The organism is Streptomyces sp. NPDC026522 (genome assembly GCF_055567555.1).
The window spans coordinates 384,557-403,476 of record NZ_JBVHQF010000002.1 but is presented as its reverse complement, the minus strand read 5'-3'; the positions used below and the strand labels follow the sequence as shown (position 1 = coordinate 403,476).

The following is an 18,920-nucleotide window of genomic DNA, read 5'->3' as shown; positions in this document are numbered from 1 at the left end:
GCGTGCTGTCCGCTCACGTTCCTTCGTACGGACGGGCCGCACCGCCTCGGCGGGCCCGGCTCACCCCGCTGCCGCCACCGGTCCCGCCGCGCTGCCCTGGCGCAGCTCCGCGGCCCGGCGCCGCCGCCGGGCCAGTACGACGCGCCGCTCGGCGGCGGTGAGTCCGCCCCACACCCCGTACGGCTCGGGCTGGAGCAGTGCGTGCTCCCGGCAGGCGACCATCACCGGGCACCGCGCGCACACCCGCTTGGCGGCCTCCTCGCGGGCGAGCCGCGCCGCGGTGGGCTCCTTGGAGGGGGCGAAGAACAGCCCCGCCTCGTCCCTGCGGCACACCGCCTCCGCATGCCATGGGCCGTCCTCTTCCCTCGCCGGCACCCGCGGCTGCGGCACGGCGGCCGGACGCGGCCGAAGAGTCTGGACGGCGGCTACCTGCAGGGACTGATGCGGCGGATGCGGCACGGTCTACTCCTGACGACGTATACGCGAGCGAGAGACGATGCGTCTGTCCCTACCCGCTGTACGTGCCCCTAAGCACTGCGTGCCGCACGTCGGCCGCTGCACCGAACTTCGACCGAAACGCGTCCCTCCGCTCCCACCCGTGCCGCGCTCCGGGCGCGGCGTCCGGCCGCCGGGAGCTCAGCCGCCGAGGTGCGGCCGCTGCTCGCCCGCGAGGTCGCTCACCCGGGCGCCGCGCTTGGGCCGGGCCTCGATGTTGCCCAGCAGCGCGAAGCCGCGCACGATAACCACCGGCGCCTGCGGGTCGGCCGCCGCGCCGCTCTCGTCGGTCACCTCGAAGTTGCCGAGCACGCCGCCGCCGTAGCCGCGCAGCGTCACGTTCTCCGGGACGGTGATCTCGACGTTGCCGAGGACGCAGTTCACGTTGATCTCGGTGACCCGCTGCTGGAACACGGCTTCGGTGAGGTCGAGGGAGACGTCGCCGAGGACCGAGACCGCTCGGATCAGCGCGCCCGGCCGCCAGCGGCCCTTGCGGGAGGCCGAGCTGCACACCGCCAGCACCGTCTCGGCCTCGGCTCCCGCCGGCCCCGCGACCGGTGCGGGCGGCGGCGCGCCCGCCGCGGGCGCCCAGGCGGCGCCGTGGGCCGCGGGGAGGTCACGTACGAGTACGTCCAGCTCCCCGACCGTCTTGACGGCGTAGAGGGAGTCCAGGCGGTCGGAGTGCTCCTCGGCGGTCAGCCGGCCTTCGGCCACGGCGTCGGCGAGGATCTGTGCGATCCGGTCCCGGTCGGCGTCGGAGGCGCGCAGCCCGACGGCCGACGGGACGGCGGGCGCGGCGGGGGCGGCGGGGTGCTTTTCCAGGTCCACGCCACCAGCATAGCCAAACACGATAGATCGCGATACTCCCCCGTCGCGGCGCGCCTCCGGCACCCCTCCCCGGGCCAGTGAGCCTTACCTCACAGCCACAGCCGTCCGGCGAGGTCCTACGCTGGTGGACTGCGCTGCCAATTGGTCGTCAGCGCTGTCTGCCGAGTGAGGAATGGCCACGATGCCGGAGTTCGCGTACACCGACCTGCTGCCCCTGGGCGAGGACACCACCCCCTACCGGCTGGTGACCTCCGAAGGCGTCTCCACCTTCGAGGCCGACGGCCGTACGTTCCTCAAGGTCGAGCCCGAGGCGCTGCGCAAGCTCGCCGAAGAGGCCATCCACGACATCCAGCACTTCCTGCGTCCCGCGCACCTCGCGCAGCTGCGCCGGATCATCGACGACCCCGAGGCCTCCTCGAACGACAAGTTCGTCGCCCTCGACCTGCTGAAGAACGCGAACATCGCGGCCGCCGGCGTGCTCCCCATGTGCCAGGACACGGGCACCGCGATCGTGATGGGCAAGCGCGGGCAGAACGTGCTGACGGAGGGCGCCGACGAGGCGGCCCTCTCGCGCGGCATCTACGACGCGTACACGCGGCTGAACCTGCGCTACTCGCAGATGGCGCCGCTCACCATGTGGGAGGAGAAGAACACCGGCTCGAACCTGCCGGCGCAGATCGAGCTGTACGCGACCGACGGCGGCGCGTACAAGTTCCTCTTCATGGCGAAGGGCGGCGGCAGCGCCAACAAGTCCTTCCTCTACCAGGAGACCAAGGCGGTCCTCAACGAGGCCTCCATGATGAAGTTCCTGGAGGAGAAGATCCGCTCGCTCGGTACGGCGGCCTGTCCGCCCTACCACCTCGCGATCGTGGTCGGCGGCACGTCGGCGGAGCACGCGCTCAAGACCGCCAAGTACGCCTCGGCGCACTACCTGGACGAGCTGCCGACCGAGGGTTCCGCGCTGGGCCACGGCTTCCGCGACCTCGACCTCGAACAGCAGGTCTTCGAGCTGACGCAGAAGATCGGCATCGGCGCGCAGTTCGGCGGCAAGTACTTCTGCCACGACGTTCGGGTCGTCCGGCTGCCGCGGCACGGGGCGTCGCTGCCGGTGGCGATCGCCGTCTCCTGCTCGGCCGACCGCCAGGCGGTCGCGAAGATCACCGCCGAGGGCGTCTTCCTGGAGCAGCTGGAGACGGACCCGGCACGGTTCCTGCCGGAGACCACGGACGAGCACCTCAGCGAGGACTCGGACGTGGTCTCCATCGACCTGAACCAGCCGATGGAGTCGATCCTCGCGACCCTCTCGCAGCACCCGGTCAAGACCCGGCTGTCCCTGACGGGCCCGCTGGTCGTGGCGCGCGACATCGCGCACGCCAAGATCAAGGAGCGGCTGGACGCGGGCGAGGGCATGCCGCAGTACCTCAAGGACCACCCGGTCTACTACGCCGGCCCCGCCAAGACCCCCGAGGGCTACGCCTCCGGCTCCTTCGGCCCGACCACGGCCGGCCGCATGGACTCCTACGTCGAGCAGTTCCAGGCGGCGGGCGGCTCGAAGGTCATGCTGGCCAAGGGCAACCGCTCGCAGCAGGTGACGGACGCCTGCGGTACGCACGGCGGCTTCTACCTCGGCTCGATCGGCGGCCCGGCGGCGCGCCTGGCGCAGGACTGCATCAAGAAGGTCGAGGTCCTGGAGTACGAGGAGCTCGGCATGGAGGCGGTCTGGAAGATCGAGGTCGAGGACTTCCCGGCCTTCATCGTCGTCGACGACAAGGGCAACGACTTCTTCCAGAACCCCGCCCCGGAGCCCACCTTCACCCACATCCCGGTCCGGGGTCCCGGCCTGGCGTAGCCACCGCTTCTCACGGCCCTTTAGAGCCCCCGGCGCCAAGCCGGGGGCTCTCTGTCGCTCCCGCCCCTCCCACCCCCGCAGGCCCGCGCCGAAGCGGCCCCGCCGACCTCGGGTCCGTTTCACCTGCGTCGGTTTCCTGTTCCAGAAACTGGAACCCCTTGCGTCTCAGGTCAGTTGCTCGCGAGCATCGACTGAGACGCAACGCCGAAGGCCAGGAGGGGAACCTGATGAAGGTCACCAAGCTTGTGAGCACCTGCGACCTCAAGGATTGTCCGACGATCTACCTCACCGACAGGGGCACCCTGCTTGTCCAGGGAGAAACCCCCACGGACCACGGGCTCGACATTCCCGCCCACGAAACCGTGGTGGAGATCCCCGAACAGCTCGTATTCGATCTCATCCGGAAGGGTCTTCGTGGCGCCTAGGACACTCAGCGAACTGTTCGACACCTTCGAGCAGGAGGCGTTCCGGCTTGAGACCCTGGATGACTACAGCAACTCAGGGAACGTGGAGGCCTATCGGGCCTTCCTCGCGGGGAACCCTCAGCCGGCTGACTACAACCAGGCCTGGGTGTCAGAACTCCGTTCCCACAGTGACGCCGGAAAGCGCATCTATCGCGTGCACATTCTCTCTCGCCCTCTCACGCCGTATCTACGGTTCGAGCTGAGTTGGGGTTACCGCAAAAATATGACAGGCGGCGAGGAATTCTACATCCTCGACACCACCGAGGGATCGAATCCGCTCGAAGGCGTTCCCGATTTCTGGTTGATGGACAACCTGACGCCAGGGGTCATGAACTACTCGGACGATGGATCATTCCTCGGGGTTGAAATCCTCTCTGAGCAACATGCTGAAGAATTTCGTGCGTACCGAGACACGGCCATGACTCACGCCGCGCCATTCCTAGAATGGTGGGCGAAGCACGGCGAGTGAACAGAGGAGAGCTGGGAGCCGCACTGCGGGCACTACGGCTGGCATCCGGTAAGGAAGCTAAGGCCGTAGCCCGCAGTGCGGTCATGTCCGCAAGCAAGTTGAGCAAGATCGAGACTGCGAAGGTTGCTCCGTCCGTCGTGGATGTTGAGCGCATCCTTGCAGCCCTCGGCGTTTCGGATGAGGTCAAGGAAGAGTACCTAGAAGCCGTCAGGGCGGCGGCGACAGAGGCCACAGCATGGCGTCTCATCCGCCGCATGGGAGTACATAAGGCTCAGCAGCAAACGCGAGCCTTGGAAGCCCAGATGACACTTCTTCGGCTGTTCCAGCCGGCTTTGATCCCCGGCCTACTGCAAACGCCCGAGTACATCAGAGCGATTCTGGCGCGTCATGATCTCGGCGACGATGTCCTTACCAGAACCATCGGCGCCCGCCTGGAGCGCCAACAAGCGCTCTACGACTCGACCAAGGAACTCCAGTTCATCATCACGGAACCTGCCCTGCGGTGGCGGATCGTGACGGCATCCAGGATGGCGGAGCAAATGGACCGGATCGTTTCTCTCTCTCGCCTTCCACATATAGACGTTCGAATCGTCCCTCTGTCTGCGCGGCAACACGACATAGCCAACCACGCCTTCGCCATCCGGGATGACCGAACGGTGACGATCGAAACGACCCATGCCGAAATAGTAGTTACGGATCCGAGGGACGTGTCTCTCTACGTCCGCAAGTTTGAGGGTTTCGCAGCCATGGCAATTTCCGGCGACGAGGCCCGCGCCCTGCTTGACAAGGTTCGGGACGAGTTCTTGCGCGAACAGGAAATCGGTTAGGCGGGGCCTCCTTCCCGGTAGAGCATTGCTCGCACCGAGATTCCCGAGCCGGGGAGGCAACAGCGATGAGCGCAAGGCAGACGACCATGGACGGCCCCGTTCACCTGTCCCTCCCCAATGACCCTCCAACGGCGGCCCCAGGTTGTGGTGTGTGCGAGTCGCTGGTGAAGCAGAAGAGAGCGGCGGTCGAGCGGGGGGACATGTCGGCCGTGACTGATGCGGATGTGGAAATTCGGAACCACCCCCACGGCAGGCGTTCCGCGCGATGACCCGCGCAGTCCTGCGATTCGTCACGCATCGGATCACGCAACACCCTGACACCGACGTGACGTTCGAAGCCGAGTGCCTGGCATGTGAATGGAAGGCGGCAGCCTCCCCAGATGGTGCGGCTGTGGATGTCGAATGCATGAGTCATGCGGGTCTGGGTGGTCACAAGTCGTTCCGGCGGCTCTGCACATCGTTCGCGATCGTCGTGCGCGCCGACTCTCAGAGCTCCCGTCCTTCCCGTGGTCGCGGCGGCGCGGCGCGGTAAGGGCGGGGGCTCACGTTCCCCGATCGGGCATCGCCAGGTAGCGGGAGACGATCCCGCGTCGGAACGGACGCGCTCCGAGCCACGACCCGACCCGCCCTCGTATGCGGGGTGCCGTGCTGATGCTCGACGCACGGTGAGGAATGGGACCCCTGCCAGCTACCCCCATGGCTGGCGGGGGTCCGCATCATCCGATCGGCTCCCCCCAGTGGTGGAGACCTGGACAGGTCGAGCGGCTGGGACGGCAGCGAGACGTCCACGACCGAAGGAGGTGCACGCATGCGCAACGACCCTGGAGACAAGTCGGGAGACGGAGGGTCCGGCGGGGGCCAGTTCCCGCCCCCGCCCGCTGCCTGGCGGAAGCGGACCCCAGCACCACACCCAATCGCCGAGAGAGGAAGTCTCACGATGACGATCACGGTTGAAAGCCCCGTCGCCTTACGGCGCGGTCGGGATCTCGTCAGTCCCGAGCTGTTCGAGAAGGTGTCCGAATTCTGCGCGGAGGAGTACGGGCACGAACTGCCCGCCGCCTGCGCGATCGTGGACCAGGCCCTGGCCTTCCTTAAGGTCATGGGGGACACCCGCGCGTTCGACATGACCCCTTCGGCCACCGTGGACCCCGGCTGGCACTCGTTCGCGCTCCACACGACGGCCTACGCCGCGTGGTGTCAGGAACAGTTCGGCTACTTCCTGCACCACGAACCGAAGGCCACCGTCCGCACCCGTCCCTTGATCGGCTCCGTAGTGGATCGAATCGAGGCGGCCGGCTTCTACGTCGACAACCGGCTGTGGGGCTCCGCGAAGGACTGCAATCCCCCGGCCTGCTGCGGCGACGGCGACGGCTGCTGATCCCCCTCGAACGAAGTAGGACCCGGGCACGTCACAGGTGCCCGGGTCCTACCCTGAGCAAAGGTACCGCCCATGGCATCTGACGAGGGTCTCACCGGTCGTAGCAGGGTCACCGTATTCGCCATGTTCGGCGTGGTATTCGGGTATGCCACGCATCATCTTGACGAACGGCGAATCGGAGACGTGGCCATCGTGGGCCCCCTGACTCCTGGGGTCGAATGGCCGCGCCTGTGGCAGATGGCCCGCAACTGCGGACGGCCCACGGCCAGCGAGACCGAGCTAGCGCAATGGGTGCTCACCCAAGGTACCCGGGCGTTCGTGTGCGGCAGCGACCGCATCGCGCAATTCCATGAACAGGGATGGAAATTGGAACCGGGCGGGAAGCATGTACGGTTCGATGCAACCTATGCAAACCGAGACCAGCTCTGGACGGGAAACCTGACCGTCGATGGGCTCACCCCGGGTCAGGTCGCGGAACCCCCCACGCACTACAACGCCTAACCCCCAGGGGCTCAAACACAGAGAACCCACCGCACCCTTTCGGGTACGGGGGGTTTCACTTGCAGCCGACCTAGGAGGCAGCGGCCTTCATAATCTGCACCGAAGCACGCTCGGCAAGGGAAACACCAGCCATGCGCATGGTGAGCTTAGATCCGACGTGATCCGGGGCAAAGCGGGCGTCCTCACTCACCCTCACCTGAGCATTCCGACGGACACCGACCACCATTCGCGAAGCGTCAGCAACTGCAACGGTCTTGGGCGCAAGGAAGCCGCTCACCAGAACGGGAAGGCCCCACGCGGCCGTAGCCGGAGAATCGGTCTGCTGACCGCCCTGGTAGATACCCGCCCCGTTGGCCTTCTCCTTTCGGAGGGCCGCAGCCATATCAGTGGAAGCCCAGACGACCGAGGGGCGCCCGTTAGTGGCCTCGATGCGAGCCACCGCGTCCGCGAGGTCGTGGTAGGTGACAGTGACCTTTCCGGCGCCCAGGGTCGTGGTCACACCCTGGGAAACCCTCGGCCGCATAGTCGGCACCCGTCGAAGAGACAAGCTGCGGAACGGACAGAGTGTCCGACGTGAAGGGAATGATGCTGCTGGTCGGCAGACCTCGAAGGAAAGTCGAATTCGCCTTCAGAGCGTCAACGTACTTGGACGGCACCTGATCGGGCACGGTGTACCCACAAGCCGAACGACTTCTTCCAGAACCCCGCCCCGGAGCCCACCTTCACCCACATCCCGGTCCGCGGCCCGGGCCTGGCCTAATACCCGAGTACCCGACGCCGTCGGGGCCCGCTACCCGTCGGCCGCCAGGTAGCGGGCTTCGACGGGGGGGCCCGCCATGCGTCCGCCCGGGCGGCGACGACCTCGGCGATGCTCAGGCCGTACACCCGGCGGAGCAGGGCGATCGGCACCCCGTCGGGGCCGCCGACCGGCAGGTGCACGGTGCCCTCGCGCGCCGCTGTGCGTTCCCGGATCCACGGCGGCGGTACGCCCCGGCCGCGGTCGCAGGCCTGGACGGCGTAGCGCGGGCAGGACTCCTCCGCGTACCAGCGCAGCTCGCCGTCCTCGACGGTCTGCCGCTCCTCGTCGACGCACTCCTCGCACGGGCCGCAGTGCAGCATTGCCGTCATCGGCTGTTCAGCCATCCGTGCAGCATGCGGTAACGGGGCGGCCGCGTCGTCCCGATAACGTCTGCACCATGACTGAGCTGCCCTCCCCCGCCCGCGGCGTGCGGGTCATCGCCCACCGCGGGGCGTCGTACGAGCACCCCGAGCACACGTTGGCCGCGTACCGGCAGGCCGTCGAGGACGGGGCCGACGCGCTGGAGTGCGATGTGCGGCTCAGTGCCGACGGGCGGCTGGTGTGCGTGCACGACCGGCGGGTGGAGCGGACCTCGGACGGGCGCGGGGTGGTCTCCGCCATGACCTACGAGGAGCTGGCCGCGCTCGACTTCGGCCGGTGGAAGGGCGAGGCGCACCGCGGGGCGCAGGTGCTGCTGTTCGAGGACCTGCTCAAGGAGGCGCTGGCCGCCGGCCGGCCCGTCGGGCTGGCCGTCGAGACCAAGCACCCCACCCGGGCCGGCGGCCGGCTGGAGACCGAGCTCGTACGGGTGCTCAAGGAGCACGGGCTCGCGGACGGCGCCGACGGCCTGGTCGAGGTGATGAGCTTTTCCCGGACCGCCCTGACCCGGCTGCACCGGCTCGCGCCCGGGCTGCCCGCCGTCTACCTGATCGAGCGCCGGCTGCGCCCGCCGCGGCCGCCGTTCGCGGGTCACGCCGGACCCGGTATCGACCTCGTACGCAGCGACCCGGCGCTGGTGGGCCGGCTCCGGGCCAAGGGGCTCGCGGTGCGGGTGTGGACGGTGGACGAGCCCGCGGACGTGGAGCTGTGCCTGCGCCTGGGCGTGGACACGCTGATCACCAACCGGCCCCGGCAGGTGCGGGAGCAGCTGGAGGCCCTCCGCGCGCGTTAAGAGGACACGGGGTGGGACACCCGGCCGGGGACCGGCCGGGTGTGGGGTGTACGGGGGCGGGTCAGACGAAGCGCTGGTTGGCCGAGCCGTTGCAGGTCTGCAGGCGCAGCGGTTCGTGCGGGGCGGCGACGGTCAGGCAGGTGCCGGGGGCGGCCGCCGGGCGCAGGGTGGCGCCGTCGCGGACGAACTGCTGGTTCGCGCCTCCGTGGCAGTTGTAGATGATCAGGGCGGTGCCGTTGCCGTAGTTGGCGCCGGGGACGTCCAGGCAGCGGTCCTGGGTCAGTTCGGTGTGCAGGGCCTTGCGGGTGGTGTCGTACCACCAGCCCTGGTTGCGCCCGCCGTGGCAGTCCCAGCCCACCACCTTGGTGTCGTTGGCGCTGGAGCCGCCGAAGGTGTCGAGGCAGTTGCCGGTGGCCTCGTTCTTGAGGGGCTGGTAGAGGGAGTCCCAGGCGCCCGGGGTCAGGACCGGGGTGCCGGTGCTCGCCGGGTCGGCGCAGGAGGCCTCGCGCAGACCGGAGTCGTACAGCTGGGTGAGGCAGGAGGCGAAGGCGCCGTGGCCCCGGTAGTTGGGGTGGAAGGACTGCCGGGCGGTGTTCTCGTCCCACGGGAAGTGGTCCCCGAGGTCGAGGTAGAGCCCGCGGGCCCAGGTGTCCTCCATGCAGACCTCGTGGCCGTGGAAGAGCCGCGAGTTGTCCAGGTAGGTGGCGCCGGAGGCGAGGGCGGCCTCGCGCATGCCCTTCTCGAACGTGGGCACCGCGTAGTTACGGCCCCAGGCGGCGTCGGAGTCGTAGCCGGCGCAGCCTCCGGGGAGCTTGCCGGGGAAGTTGGGGTTGTCGTTGAAGTCGGGGCCGATGGGGCTCGGGTAGCCCATCACGACCAGCTTGTAGTCGGAGTCGGCGTAGCCGGCTTCGCGCATGACCGTCTTGAGGTCCGCGACGGTCGCCTCCACCTTGGGCTTGAGGCCGTCGACCCGGGCCTGCCAACCGGGGCCGTACTTGGGCTCGCAGGTGCCCTGGCTGAGCACCCAGCGGGTGACGCAGTCCGTCATGACGGGCCCGAACTGGAGGTCGTCGTTGGCTCCGGCGACCAGCAGCACCATCTTGATGCGGGTGTTGCGGGCCTTGATGGCCAGGCTGTCGCTCTGCACCAGTTCGTCGGGGTACTGCTTGCTGCCGCCGATCCGGATGTTTCCGGTGTACCCGCCGGAGCAGGCCACGTTGAAGGTGAGGTCGGCCGGGATGCCGGTGCGGTGGATCGCCGAGTCGGGCGAGCGGTGGCACTGGTTGGCGGACGTGTTGGTGGCCGGGTCGTAGTTGCCGACGCCCTCGCCCGAAATCTCGCTGTCGCCGAGCGAGATCAGGCCGGTCTTGCGGTCGGCGACCGGGCGGATGGCCGGGTCCCCGTAGATCTTGGTGGCCTCGGCCGCCCGGATGGCTTCGAGTTCCGGCGAGAGGGGGGTGACGGCCGGTCCGGCGACGGGTGCCGCCTGGGCCATGGGGGTGATGGCGGTGACGCCCCCGAGGGCGGCCGCGATCGCCGCGACGGCGGCGAAGGTAGATCTGAGCCTGGGTTTCGTACGAGCACGTGCCATGAACGCCTCCCCGATATCAGTGTTACCCCCGGTATTTACTGGCCGGTAGGGGAGTTGGGAACACTTCGAACAAGACAATTGCTCAACTTTTCCAGGAGGCAACTGACATGACAGACAATCAGCACACCGGAGCCGAACCCGCCGAGTTCCGGATCGAGCACGACTCCATGGGCGAGGTACGGGTCCCCGCGCACGCCAAGTGGCGGGCCCAGACCCAGCGCGCGGTGGAGAACTTCCCCGTGTCGGGGCAGCGCCTGGAACGCGCCCACATCGCCGCCCTGGCCCACGTCAAGGCCGCCGCGGCGCTGGTGAACGCCCGGCTCGGCGTCCTGGACGAGGACGTCGCCGCGGCGATCCGCTCCGCCGCCGCGGAGGTGGCCGACGGCCGCTGGGACGAGCACTTTCCCGTCGACGTGTTCCAGACCGGGTCCGGGACCTCGTCCAACATGAACGCCAACGAGGTGATCGCCACGCTGGCGAGCGAACGGCTCGGCCGCCCGGTGCACCCCAATGACCACGTCAACGCCTCGCAGAGCTCCAACGACGTCTTCCCCTCCTCCGTGCACATCGCGGCCACCGCCGCCGTCACCGCAGAGCTGGTCCCGGCCCTGGAGCACCTCGCCGGCGCGCTGGAACTCAAGTCCGCCGAGTTCGCGGAGGTGGTCAAGGCCGGGCGCACGCACCTGATGGACGCCACCCCCGTCACCCTCGGCCAGGAATTCGGCGGGTACGCGGCCCAGGTGCGGTACGGCGTCGAGCGGCTGCGGGCGGCCCTGCCCCGGCTCGCCGAACTTCCCCTGGGCGGGACGGCGGTGGGCACCGGAATCAACACCCCGCCCGGGTTCTCCGCCGCCGTGATCGCGGAGGTGGCCGCCGCGACGGGGCTGCCGCTGACCGAGGCGCGGAACCACTTCGAGGCTCAGGGGGCCCGGGACGCGCTCGTGGAGACCTCGGGGATGCTCCGTACCGTCGCCGTCTCGCTCACCAAGATCTGCAACGATCTGCGCTGGATGGCCTCGGGTCCGCGCACCGGATTGGCCGAAATCAATCTCCCGGATCTCCAGCCGGGGTCCTCGATCATGCCGGGGAAGGTCAATCCGGTGATCCCGGAGGCCGTCCTGATGGTGGCCGCCCAGGTGACGGGAAACGACGCGGCGGTCGCCGTGGCGGGCGCGTCGGGCAACTTCGAGCTCAACGTGATGATCCCGCTGATGGCCCGGAACCTGCTCGAATCGATCCGGCTGCTGGGCAACGCGAGCAGGCTGCTGGCCGACCGGACGGTGACCGGGATCACCGCCAACGCCGAACGGGCCAGGGAGTACGCGGAATCCTCGCCCTCGGTGGTGACTCCGCTGAACCGCTACATCGGCTACGAGGAGGCCGCCAAGGTGGCCAAGCGGGCCCTGGCGGAGCGCAAGACGATCCGGGAGGTCGTGCTCGAGTCGGGTTACGTCGACCAGGGCGCGCTCACCCTCGCCCAGTTGGACGAGGCGTTGGACGTACTGCGCATGACCCGGCCCTGAACGCCCCGGGGGCGGGGTCCGGATCCGGTCGTTTCCCGTCCCCGGACAGGACCGTGACCTGCACCGCAGCACAGGGAGGGCGCTCCGACCTAAGATCTGCGCATGACAGGTACCGGAGGCCGCGGGGACGGCGTCGCGCACGGCCCCGCGCACGGCGGGGCACCGGCCCCGCACTGGGCGCCCGGGGAGCAGATCCTCTGGCGCTACCGCGACAACGCCCCTGGGCTCAGCGGCCCGGTGCACATCTGCCGGCCGGTGACGGTGGTGCAGGACACCGACGAGCTGCTGGCGGTGTGGATGGCGCCCGGCACCGAATGCGTCAAGCCGGTGCTCGCCGACGGCACCCCGGTGCACGAGGAACCGCTCGCCACCCGCTACACCGCGCCGCGGACCACCGTCCGCTCGCGCTGGTTCGGGGCGGGGGTGCTGAAACTGGCCCGGCCCGGGGAGCCCTGGTCGGTCTGGCTGTTCTGGGAGCACGGCTGGCGGTTCAACAACTGGTACGTGAACCTGGAGGAGCCGCGGACCCGGTGGTCGGGCGGCGTGGACTCCGTGGACCACTTCCTGGACATCGCCGTGTACCCGGACCGCAGCTGGGTGTGGCGCGACGAGGACGAGTTCGCGCAGGCGCGCCGGGTCGGGCTGGTGGACCCGCCGCTGGCCCGCCGGGTGGAGGCGGCCGGCCGTGCGGCCCTGGAGGTCGTCAAGGAGTGGGGTCCGCCGTTCCGCGACGGCTGGCAGGACTGGCGCCCCGATCCAGTTTGGCCGGTTCCGGTTCTGCCCGGTGACTGGGACCGCACCCCGGCCCATATGACCTCATGAGACCCTTGATGCGCCCCCGGGGGGCAACCGTAGGATCGTCCTCCGCCGGGCTGGACATCCGCAATCGACGTGCTGCACAGGGGACTTGGCCGAAGACCGACGCGAGGTGAGGTAACGAGCGGGACGCGGAACCGCGGGGCGGTGGTGCCCCTGCCGCTGAGCGGGTATACCGCGACTGAACCGAGTTGAGTGCAGCGCACATCGAGCGCAAACGGACGGAAATCCACGCGTGACGGAGTACCCCACCTCCCAGGAGGGCCCGCAGCCCGTCGCCTCCGGCGGAGGTACGGACGACGCCGGCCACGGCAAGGCCCCGATCGTGGCCGCCGAGGCCGTGCGCACGCATGCGCAGAACACGGCCGGCGACCCGGACGGCGCCCGCGCGCCCGGCCGGTCCGCCGAACTTCCCCGGCCCCGGGGCGTGGGCGGCGGCAGCGGAGGCCGCCCGGCCCCGGACGGGGTGTCCGCCCCGGGCGCTGCGGGCCCGGTCGGCGGCGGTCCGGGCGCGGGCCTGCCGGGCGGCCCGGTACCCGGCGGCCCGGTACCCGGCAGCGGCGGACCGGTCGGCGGCAGTCCCGTCGCCGGGACCGCGGACGTCACCGCCGCGCGCCGCGAGGGCGACCGGCTGCGCTTCGTCGGCGCGGCCACCCGCCGGATCGCGCGCGGCATCGACCTGGACGAGATCGTGCTCGGCCTGTGCCGGGCCACCGTGCCGACCTTCTCGGACGCCATCCTCGTCTACCTGCGCGATCCGCTGCCGGTCGGTGACGAACGTCCCGTCGGCCCGGTCGTTTTACGGCTCCGCCGCACCGACCGGCTCCGGCCGCTGGACGATCTGACGGGCGGCGAGCTCGCCGGCCCGGGCGGGTCCGGCGGCGAACTCGACTTCAGCCGGCTCCCGCTGGTCGGCCCGCAGGGTGACCTGCCCGCGGCCGAGCTGTGCGAGATCCGGCCGGGCGGCCCGCTCGCCGAGGTGCTCCGCGGCGTCCGCCCGGTGTTCGGGTCCTCCGTCGCCGCGAAGGACGCCATGTCGGAGCTGCTGGGCGGCGACCACCCCGTACCGCGCGGGCAGCGGGCCATCCTCGCGCCGCTGCGCGGCCGGCGCCGGGTGATCGGCTCGGCCGTGTTCCTGCGCACCCCGGAGCGGCCCGCGTTCGAGACCAACGACCTGCTGGTCGCGGCCCAGCTGGCCACGCACACCGCGCTCGGAATCGACAAGGCGGTGCTGTACGGCCGCGAGGCGTACATCGCCGACGAACTCCAGCGCACCATGCTCCCCGACAGCCTCCCCCAGCCCACCGGGGTCCGGCTCGCCTCCCGCTACCTGCCGGCCGCCGAGACGGCCCGGGTCGGCGGCGACTGGTACGACGCCATACCGCTGCCCGGCAGCCGCGTCGCGCTGGTCGTGGGTGACGTCATGGGCCACTCCATGACCTCCGCCGCGATCATGGGGCAGCTGCGCACCACCGCGCAGACCCTGGCGCAGCTGGACCTGCCGCCCGCGGAGGTCCTGCACCACCTGGACGAGCAGGCCCAGCGCCTGGGGTCCGACCGGATGGCCACCTGCCTGTACGCGGTATACGACCCCGTCTCGCACCGGATCACCATCGCCAACGCCGGCCACCCGCCGCCCGTGCTCCTGCACCTGGGCGGGCGCGCCGAGGTACTGCGGGTACCGCCGGGCGCCCCCATCGGCGTCGGCGGCGTGGACTTCGAGGCGGTGGAGCTGGACGCCCCGGCGGGGGCGACCCTGCTGCTCTACACCGACGGGCTGGTGGAATCCCGGCTGCGCGACGTCTGGACCGGCATCGAGCAGCTGCGGGAGCGGCTGGCCACCACCGCGCAGCTGACCGGCGTCGACCATTCGCCGCCGCTGGAGGCGCTGTGCGACGACGTGCTGGACATGCTCGGCCCGGGCGACCGGGACGACGACATCGCGCTGCTCGCGGCCCGCTTCGAGGGGATCGCGCCCAGTGACGTGGCGTACTGGTTCCTGGACCCGGAGGAGACCGCTCCGGGCCGGGCCCGCCGCTTCGCCCGCCGGGCGCTCGCCCGGTGGGGCCTGGAGGAGCTCCAGGACTCGCTGGAGCTGCTGGTCAGCGAAGTGGTGACGAACGCAGTCCGGTACGCAGAGCGGCCCGTGACCCTGCGGCTGCTGCGCACGGACGTACTGCGCTGCGAGGTCGGCGACGACTCCCCGCAGCTGCCCCGCCAGCGCCGGGCCCGGGAGACCGACGAGGGCGGCCGCGGCCTGTTCCTCGTCAACCGGATGGCCCGCCGGTGGGGTGCCACCCGGCTGAGCAGCGGCAAGGTGGTCTGGTTCGAGCTCACGCTGCCGCGGGGCGACGCGGGCTGAGCCGCCCCGGAGCCGGGGCCGGAGCCAGGGCGGTACGCAACCGCCCCGCGACGTTCACGTCGCGGGGCGGTATTCCGTTCTCCGGGCCGTCAGGGCTGCTGCTCCTGCGGCGGCGGCGGGAAGATGAACGACTTCGTCGGGTCCGGGCCCTTCGTCGGGTCCTTCGTCGGCTTGGTCGGGTCGGCCGTCTTCGTCGGGTCCTTGGTGTGGCCGGTCGGGTCGGCGGTCTTGGTCGGGCTGTTGGTGGCCGTCGGCGACTTGGTGTTCGCCGAGGTGCTGGCGGTCGGGCTCGGGTCCTTCGTGGGGGAGGCGGACCGGGTGGGCGCCTGGACGGGGCCCATTTCGGCGTCCGACAGGTCGAACTCGCCCGTGCTCACCCCGCTGAGGACGGCCGTGGTGTACGCCTTCCAGATCTCGGCGGGGAAGCTGGAGCCGCCGGCGCGGCCACCGCCGGCGGTACCGGTCAGGGTGACCTGCCGGTGGCTGTTGGGGTCCTCGCCGAACATCGCGACGACGGTGACCAGCTCCGGGGTGTACCCGGTGAACCAGGCGGCCACGTTGGACTCGGTGGTGCCGGTCTTGCCCGCGGCCTGGTAGGCGTCGCTCTTCACGGCCCTGCCGGAGCCGTCGGCGACCACGCCGGTGAGCACCTTGGTGACGGTGTCGGCGGTCTTGCGGCTGATGGCCTGGCCGCCGATCGGGCTGCCCGGGTCGTACTGGGCGTCCTTGCGCTCGGCCTTCTTGATGATGGTCGGGGTGACCTTCTTGCCGTGGTTGTCGAAGGTGGCGTAGACGCCGGCCATCTCCACGGTGTTGGCGCTCATGGTGCCGAGCGACATGGCGGGCTTGTCCTCGGGCCAGCCGTCGCGGTCGCGCATGCCGAGGGCGAGGGCCTGCTTCTTCACGCTCGCCGGCTTGGCGTCCACGATCATCTGCGCGTAGACGGAGTTCACGGAGGAGTTGGTGGCCTCCTGGACCGTGAGCATCGGGTCGCCGTAGTTGATGTTGTCCTGGTTCTGCGGGGCGAAGGGCACCGAACTGCCGACGACGGGGCGCTTGCTGGTGCCGTCGTAGAGGGTGTTCGGGGTGATCTTGCGGCCGTCCTGGGTGGTCGCCCCGGTCTCCAGCGCGGTGGCCAGCACGATCGGCTTGAAGGTCGAGCCGGGCTGGAAGTCGGTGCGCAGCGCGTTGCTGTTGTACTTCTCGTTCAGGCCCGTGCCGCCGTACATCGCGACGATCGCGCCGGTCTTCGGGTCCACCGAGGTGGCACCGGCCTGCACGCTCTGGTCCTGGGGCCGCTCCTGGACGTTCTTGCGGTCGAGCTGGGACTCCAGCTTGTCCTGGACCGCCTTCTCCAGCGCGGCCTGCTTCTTCTTGTCGACGTTGAGCGTGATCGTCCAGCCGCCGGCGGTGATCTGGGCGTCCGTGACGTTGTGCCGGTTGAGCTCGGCGTTGGCCGCCTCGATGAGGTAGCCCTTCTGGCCGTCCAGCCCGGGTGCGGGCTTGGGCTTGATGGGCTCCTGGAACTGGATCGTCTTGCGCTTGGCGGGGTCCAGCTTGCCCATCTCGACCATGTTGTCGAGGACGGCGTTGAAGCGGAGCATCACCAGGTGCTTGCCGTTCGGGCCGGCGGTCGCCCAGTCGTACTGGCTGGGGGCCTGGATGACGGCGGCGAGGTAGGCGCCCTGCGCGAGGGTGAGCTTGTCCGCGTCGACGCCGTAGAAGGCCTGGGCCGCGGCCTGGATGCCGTAGGCGTTGCGGCCGTAGAAGTTGGTGTTCAGGTAGCCGGCGAGGATGTCGTCCTTCGACATGCGCTGGTCGACCTTGATGGCGATCACCAGCTCGCGCAGCTTGCGGGTCGCCGATTGGTCCTGGGTCAGGTAGTAGTTCTTGACGTACTGCTGCGTGATCGTCGAGCCACCGGCGGTGCCCTTGCCGCGCAGGGTGTTGAACAAGCCGCGGCCGATGCCCATCACGTCGACGCCGCTGTCCTTGTAGAAGGACTTGTTCTCGATGGCGATGAACGCCGTCCGCACGTCGTCGGGGATCTTCTCGATCGGGACGATCACGCGGTTCGTCTGGCCGGTACGGGCCATGATCGAGCCGTCGGCGTACTTGTAGGTGTTGCTCTGGAGGACCGCGTCGCTCCTCGGGTCCGGCGGTTCCACCAGGAAGTAGGCGGCGAACGCGCCGGCTATCAGGAGCAGGACCGTCCCGAAGAACGCGCCGAGGACCTTCTTCCAGGTGAAGAAGCGGCGTATGCCGCTGCGTTTGCCGGCCGCCTTGCCCGCGCGTCCGTCTGAGCGCCCGCTCGGCGCTTTCTGCGCACCGCGCTGCTGCTGCGCCCGTCGCGCTTCTGCTCGGCCCATCGCTCCCGCTCCGCTCGATTACCCCCCCGACGTCAGCTCAGAAAACTAACACCGCAGGCTGTGACAAAGGTTGGCTAACCCCGATCAAACCGGGTCATTTCGGACGTGAGAATCAGCACCCACATCACTGGAACCGACGCGCTTGGGGCCGGAAGGGTTGCGGCGGAGCGAAAAAGTGATATCACTTCGCTAGAAGCTTCGGCCGACCACGGCCGGGCATCACCGACAAACGGGGGCACAATCATGACCGCTGCATCGGCGACGGAATCCGGCGCGTTCCCCGTATCCCCCAGCGGGATACGGGAGTTCACCGCGCACAGCATCGGCGGCGGACCCGCCCTGCTGCTCGGCCTGGCGGGCCTCGTGGCGGGGACCGGCCTGGTGGTCCTCGGCTCGATGGCCGGGGTCGACGCCCTCAAGGTGGCGCTGATCGTGGCGGGCGTCCTGCTGGACATCGCGGCCGTCTTCGCGATGAGCGGCCTCAACACGGTCGCCCCCGGCCAGGCGCGCGTCGTACAGCTCTTCGGCCGCTACCGCGGGACGATCCGCACCGAGGGCCTGCGCTGGGTCAACCCGCTGACCTCCCGCGAGCGGATCTCCACCCGGGTCCGCAACCACGAGACGAACGTGCTGAAGGTCAACGACGCCTACGGCAACCCGATCGAGCTGGCGGCGGTCGTGGTGTGGCGGGTGGCGGACACGGCCCGCGCGGTCTTCGAAGTCGAGGACTTCACCGAGTTCGTCGAGACTCAGACCGAGACGGCCGTGCGGCACATCGCCATCGAGTACCCCTACGACGCCCACGAAGAGGGCGGCCTGTCGCTGCGCGGCAATGCCGAGGAGATCACCCGGAAGCTGGCGGCGGAGCTCTCGACCCGCGTCGAGGCGGCGGGCGTGGACATCATCGAGTCCCGCTTCACGCATCTCGCGTACGCTCCGGAGATCGCCTCCGCGATGCTCCAGCGCCAGCAGGCGGGGGCCGTGGTGGCGGCCCGCAAGCAGATCGTCGAGGGTGCGGTGGGCATGGTGGAGCTGGCCCTGACCCGCCTGGCGGAGGAGGAGATCGTGGACCTGGACCCGGAGCGCAAGGCCTCCATGGTCTCGAACCTGATGGTGGTGCTCTGCGGCGACCGCGCGGCCCAGCCCGTCCTCAACACCGGCACCCTCTACCAGTGAGTTCCGCCGGCGGCGCGCCCCGCTCCGGACCCGGCCCGGCCGAGGAGCCGGAGCGGGGCGCGCGTGCGGGGCGCCAGGGGCGCAAGCAGGTGCTGCTGCGGCTAAACCCGCAGGTGTACGAGGCGCTGGCGCGCTGGGCGGGCGAGGAGCTGCGCAGCGCCAACGCCCAGATCGAGTTCCTGCTCCGGCGGGCCCTGTCGGAATCCGGCCGGCTGCCGGGCGGCGTCGGCCCGATCCCGCCCCGCGGCCGGCCGCGCACCACTCCGGAGCCCTGAGCCGGGGCCCCGAGGCCGGGCTGGCCA

19 protein-coding genes are annotated in these 18,920 nt (G+C 70.0%); 13 read left to right on the top strand and 6 right to left on the bottom strand.

What is annotated here, in order from left to right; all coding sequences use genetic code 11:
• Positions 1 to 60: 60 nt before the first annotated feature.
• Both ACZ4M3_RS06445 and ACZ4M3_RS06440 read right to left on the bottom strand, forming a co-directional pair.
• On the bottom strand, positions 61 to 459 hold the full coding sequence (locus tag ACZ4M3_RS06445; protein WP_467730490.1) for a WhiB family transcriptional regulator: 399 nt from the start codon (positions 457 to 459) through the stop codon (positions 61 to 63).
• 177 nt (positions 460 to 636) lie between these two features.
• Positions 637 to 1,323, bottom strand: coding sequence for a DUF1707 SHOCT-like domain-containing protein (locus ACZ4M3_RS06440; protein WP_467730489.1), 687 nt, complete (start codon positions 1,321 to 1,323; stop codon positions 637 to 639).
• Positions 1,324 to 1,504: 181 nt separating this feature from the next.
• On the opposite strand from ACZ4M3_RS06440, the gene ACZ4M3_RS06435 reads away from it, so the two are divergent.
• The 7 genes from ACZ4M3_RS06435 to ACZ4M3_RS06405 all read left to right on the top strand — a co-directional run bounded on the left by ACZ4M3_RS06435 (position 1,505) and on the right by ACZ4M3_RS06405 (position 6,811).
• The gene (locus tag ACZ4M3_RS06435; RefSeq protein WP_467730488.1) at positions 1,505 to 3,172 is read left to right on the top strand and encodes a fumarate hydratase; all 1,668 of its coding nucleotides are present in this window, start codon (positions 1,505 to 1,507) and stop codon (positions 3,170 to 3,172) included.
• Between the two features lie 227 nt (positions 3,173 to 3,399).
• A complete protein-coding gene (locus tag ACZ4M3_RS06430) occupies positions 3,400 to 3,597 on the top strand; it encodes a hypothetical protein (RefSeq protein WP_356866561.1) in 198 nt (65 codons plus the stop codon).
• Positions 3,587 to 4,105 carry a DUF6879 family protein gene (locus ACZ4M3_RS06425; protein WP_467730487.1) on the top strand — a complete coding sequence of 173 codons (519 nt, stop codon included), beginning with the start codon at positions 3,587 to 3,589 and terminating at the stop codon, positions 4,103 to 4,105. The genes ACZ4M3_RS06430 and ACZ4M3_RS06425 overlap by 11 nt, the downstream gene beginning before the upstream one ends.
• Positions 4,102 to 4,932, top strand: a complete 831-nt coding sequence (locus ACZ4M3_RS06420; RefSeq protein ID WP_467730818.1) for a helix-turn-helix domain-containing protein — start codon at positions 4,102 to 4,104, stop codon at positions 4,930 to 4,932. Before ACZ4M3_RS06425 ends, ACZ4M3_RS06420 begins: the two co-directional genes overlap by 4 nt.
• Before the next feature lie 265 nt (positions 4,933 to 5,197).
• Positions 5,198 to 5,464, top strand: coding sequence for a DUF7848 domain-containing protein (locus tag ACZ4M3_RS06415; protein ID WP_467730486.1), 267 nt, complete (start codon positions 5,198 to 5,200; stop codon positions 5,462 to 5,464).
• 405 nt (positions 5,465 to 5,869) lie between these two features.
• The gene (locus ACZ4M3_RS06410) at positions 5,870 to 6,310 is read left to right on the top strand and encodes a glycine-rich domain-containing protein (protein ID WP_467730485.1); all 441 of its coding nucleotides are present in this window, start codon (positions 5,870 to 5,872) and stop codon (positions 6,308 to 6,310) included.
• A 72-nt stretch (positions 6,311 to 6,382) separates the two neighbouring features.
• On the top strand, positions 6,383 to 6,811 hold the full coding sequence (locus ACZ4M3_RS06405; protein WP_467730484.1) for a hypothetical protein: 429 nt from the start codon (positions 6,383 to 6,385) through the stop codon (positions 6,809 to 6,811).
• Positions 6,812 to 6,881: 70 nt separating this feature from the next.
• Here ACZ4M3_RS06405 and ACZ4M3_RS06400 read toward each other — a convergent pair whose 3' ends face one another.
• On the bottom strand, positions 6,882 to 7,310 hold the full coding sequence (locus ACZ4M3_RS06400) for a phage major capsid protein (protein ID WP_467730483.1): 429 nt from the start codon (positions 7,308 to 7,310) through the stop codon (positions 6,882 to 6,884).
• Between the two features lie 257 nt (positions 7,311 to 7,567).
• A complete protein-coding gene (locus ACZ4M3_RS06395; RefSeq protein ID WP_467730482.1) occupies positions 7,568 to 7,954 on the bottom strand; it encodes a hypothetical protein in 387 nt (128 codons plus the stop codon).
• A gap of 53 nt (positions 7,955 to 8,007) precedes the next feature.
• On the opposite strand from ACZ4M3_RS06395, the gene ACZ4M3_RS06390 reads away from it, so the two are divergent.
• Complete coding sequence (locus ACZ4M3_RS06390) at positions 8,008 to 8,781, top strand: glycerophosphodiester phosphodiesterase (RefSeq protein WP_467730481.1); 774 nt, start codon at positions 8,008 to 8,010, stop codon at positions 8,779 to 8,781.
• Between the two features lie 61 nt (positions 8,782 to 8,842).
• Here the strand turns inward: ACZ4M3_RS06390 and ACZ4M3_RS06385 are convergent, their stop codons facing one another.
• Positions 8,843 to 10,372 carry a ricin-type beta-trefoil lectin domain protein gene (locus tag ACZ4M3_RS06385; protein WP_467730480.1) on the bottom strand — a complete coding sequence of 510 codons (1,530 nt, stop codon included), beginning with the start codon at positions 10,370 to 10,372 and terminating at the stop codon, positions 8,843 to 8,845.
• Between the two features lie 107 nt (positions 10,373 to 10,479).
• On the opposite strand from ACZ4M3_RS06385, the gene ACZ4M3_RS06380 reads away from it, so the two are divergent.
• The 3 genes from ACZ4M3_RS06380 (at position 10,480) to ACZ4M3_RS06370 (ending at position 15,073) form a co-directional block, all read left to right on the top strand.
• Positions 10,480 to 11,895 (top strand): class II fumarate hydratase, encoded by a 1,416-nt coding sequence (locus ACZ4M3_RS06380; RefSeq protein ID WP_467730479.1) that lies wholly within the window; start codon positions 10,480 to 10,482, stop codon positions 11,893 to 11,895.
• A gap of 102 nt (positions 11,896 to 11,997) precedes the next feature.
• The gene (gene fomD, locus ACZ4M3_RS06375; RefSeq protein WP_467730478.1) at positions 11,998 to 12,717 is read left to right on the top strand and encodes a cytidylyl-2-hydroxypropylphosphonate hydrolase; all 720 of its coding nucleotides are present in this window, start codon (positions 11,998 to 12,000) and stop codon (positions 12,715 to 12,717) included.
• 229 nt (positions 12,718 to 12,946) lie between these two features.
• Positions 12,947 to 15,073: a SpoIIE family protein phosphatase gene (locus ACZ4M3_RS06370; RefSeq protein ID WP_467730477.1), complete on the top strand. Its 2,127-nt coding sequence runs from the start codon at positions 12,947 to 12,949 to the stop codon at positions 15,071 to 15,073.
• Positions 15,074 to 15,162: 89 nt separating this feature from the next.
• Here ACZ4M3_RS06370 and ACZ4M3_RS06365 read toward each other — a convergent pair whose 3' ends face one another.
• A complete protein-coding gene (locus ACZ4M3_RS06365) occupies positions 15,163 to 17,442 on the bottom strand; it encodes a transglycosylase domain-containing protein (protein WP_467730476.1) in 2,280 nt (759 codons plus the stop codon).
• 243 nt (positions 17,443 to 17,685) lie between these two features.
• Between ACZ4M3_RS06365 and ACZ4M3_RS06360 the strand changes: the two genes are divergently transcribed.
• Together ACZ4M3_RS06360 and ACZ4M3_RS06355 are read left to right on the top strand one after the other, a co-directional pair.
• Positions 17,686 to 18,618, top strand: a complete 933-nt coding sequence (locus ACZ4M3_RS06360) for an SPFH domain-containing protein (protein WP_467730475.1) — start codon at positions 17,686 to 17,688, stop codon at positions 18,616 to 18,618.
• The gene (locus ACZ4M3_RS06355; RefSeq protein WP_467730474.1) at positions 18,615 to 18,893 is read left to right on the top strand and encodes a type II toxin-antitoxin system antitoxin; all 279 of its coding nucleotides are present in this window, start codon (positions 18,615 to 18,617) and stop codon (positions 18,891 to 18,893) included. Before ACZ4M3_RS06360 ends, ACZ4M3_RS06355 begins: the two co-directional genes overlap by 4 nt.
• Positions 18,894 to 18,920: the final 27 nt, after the last annotated feature.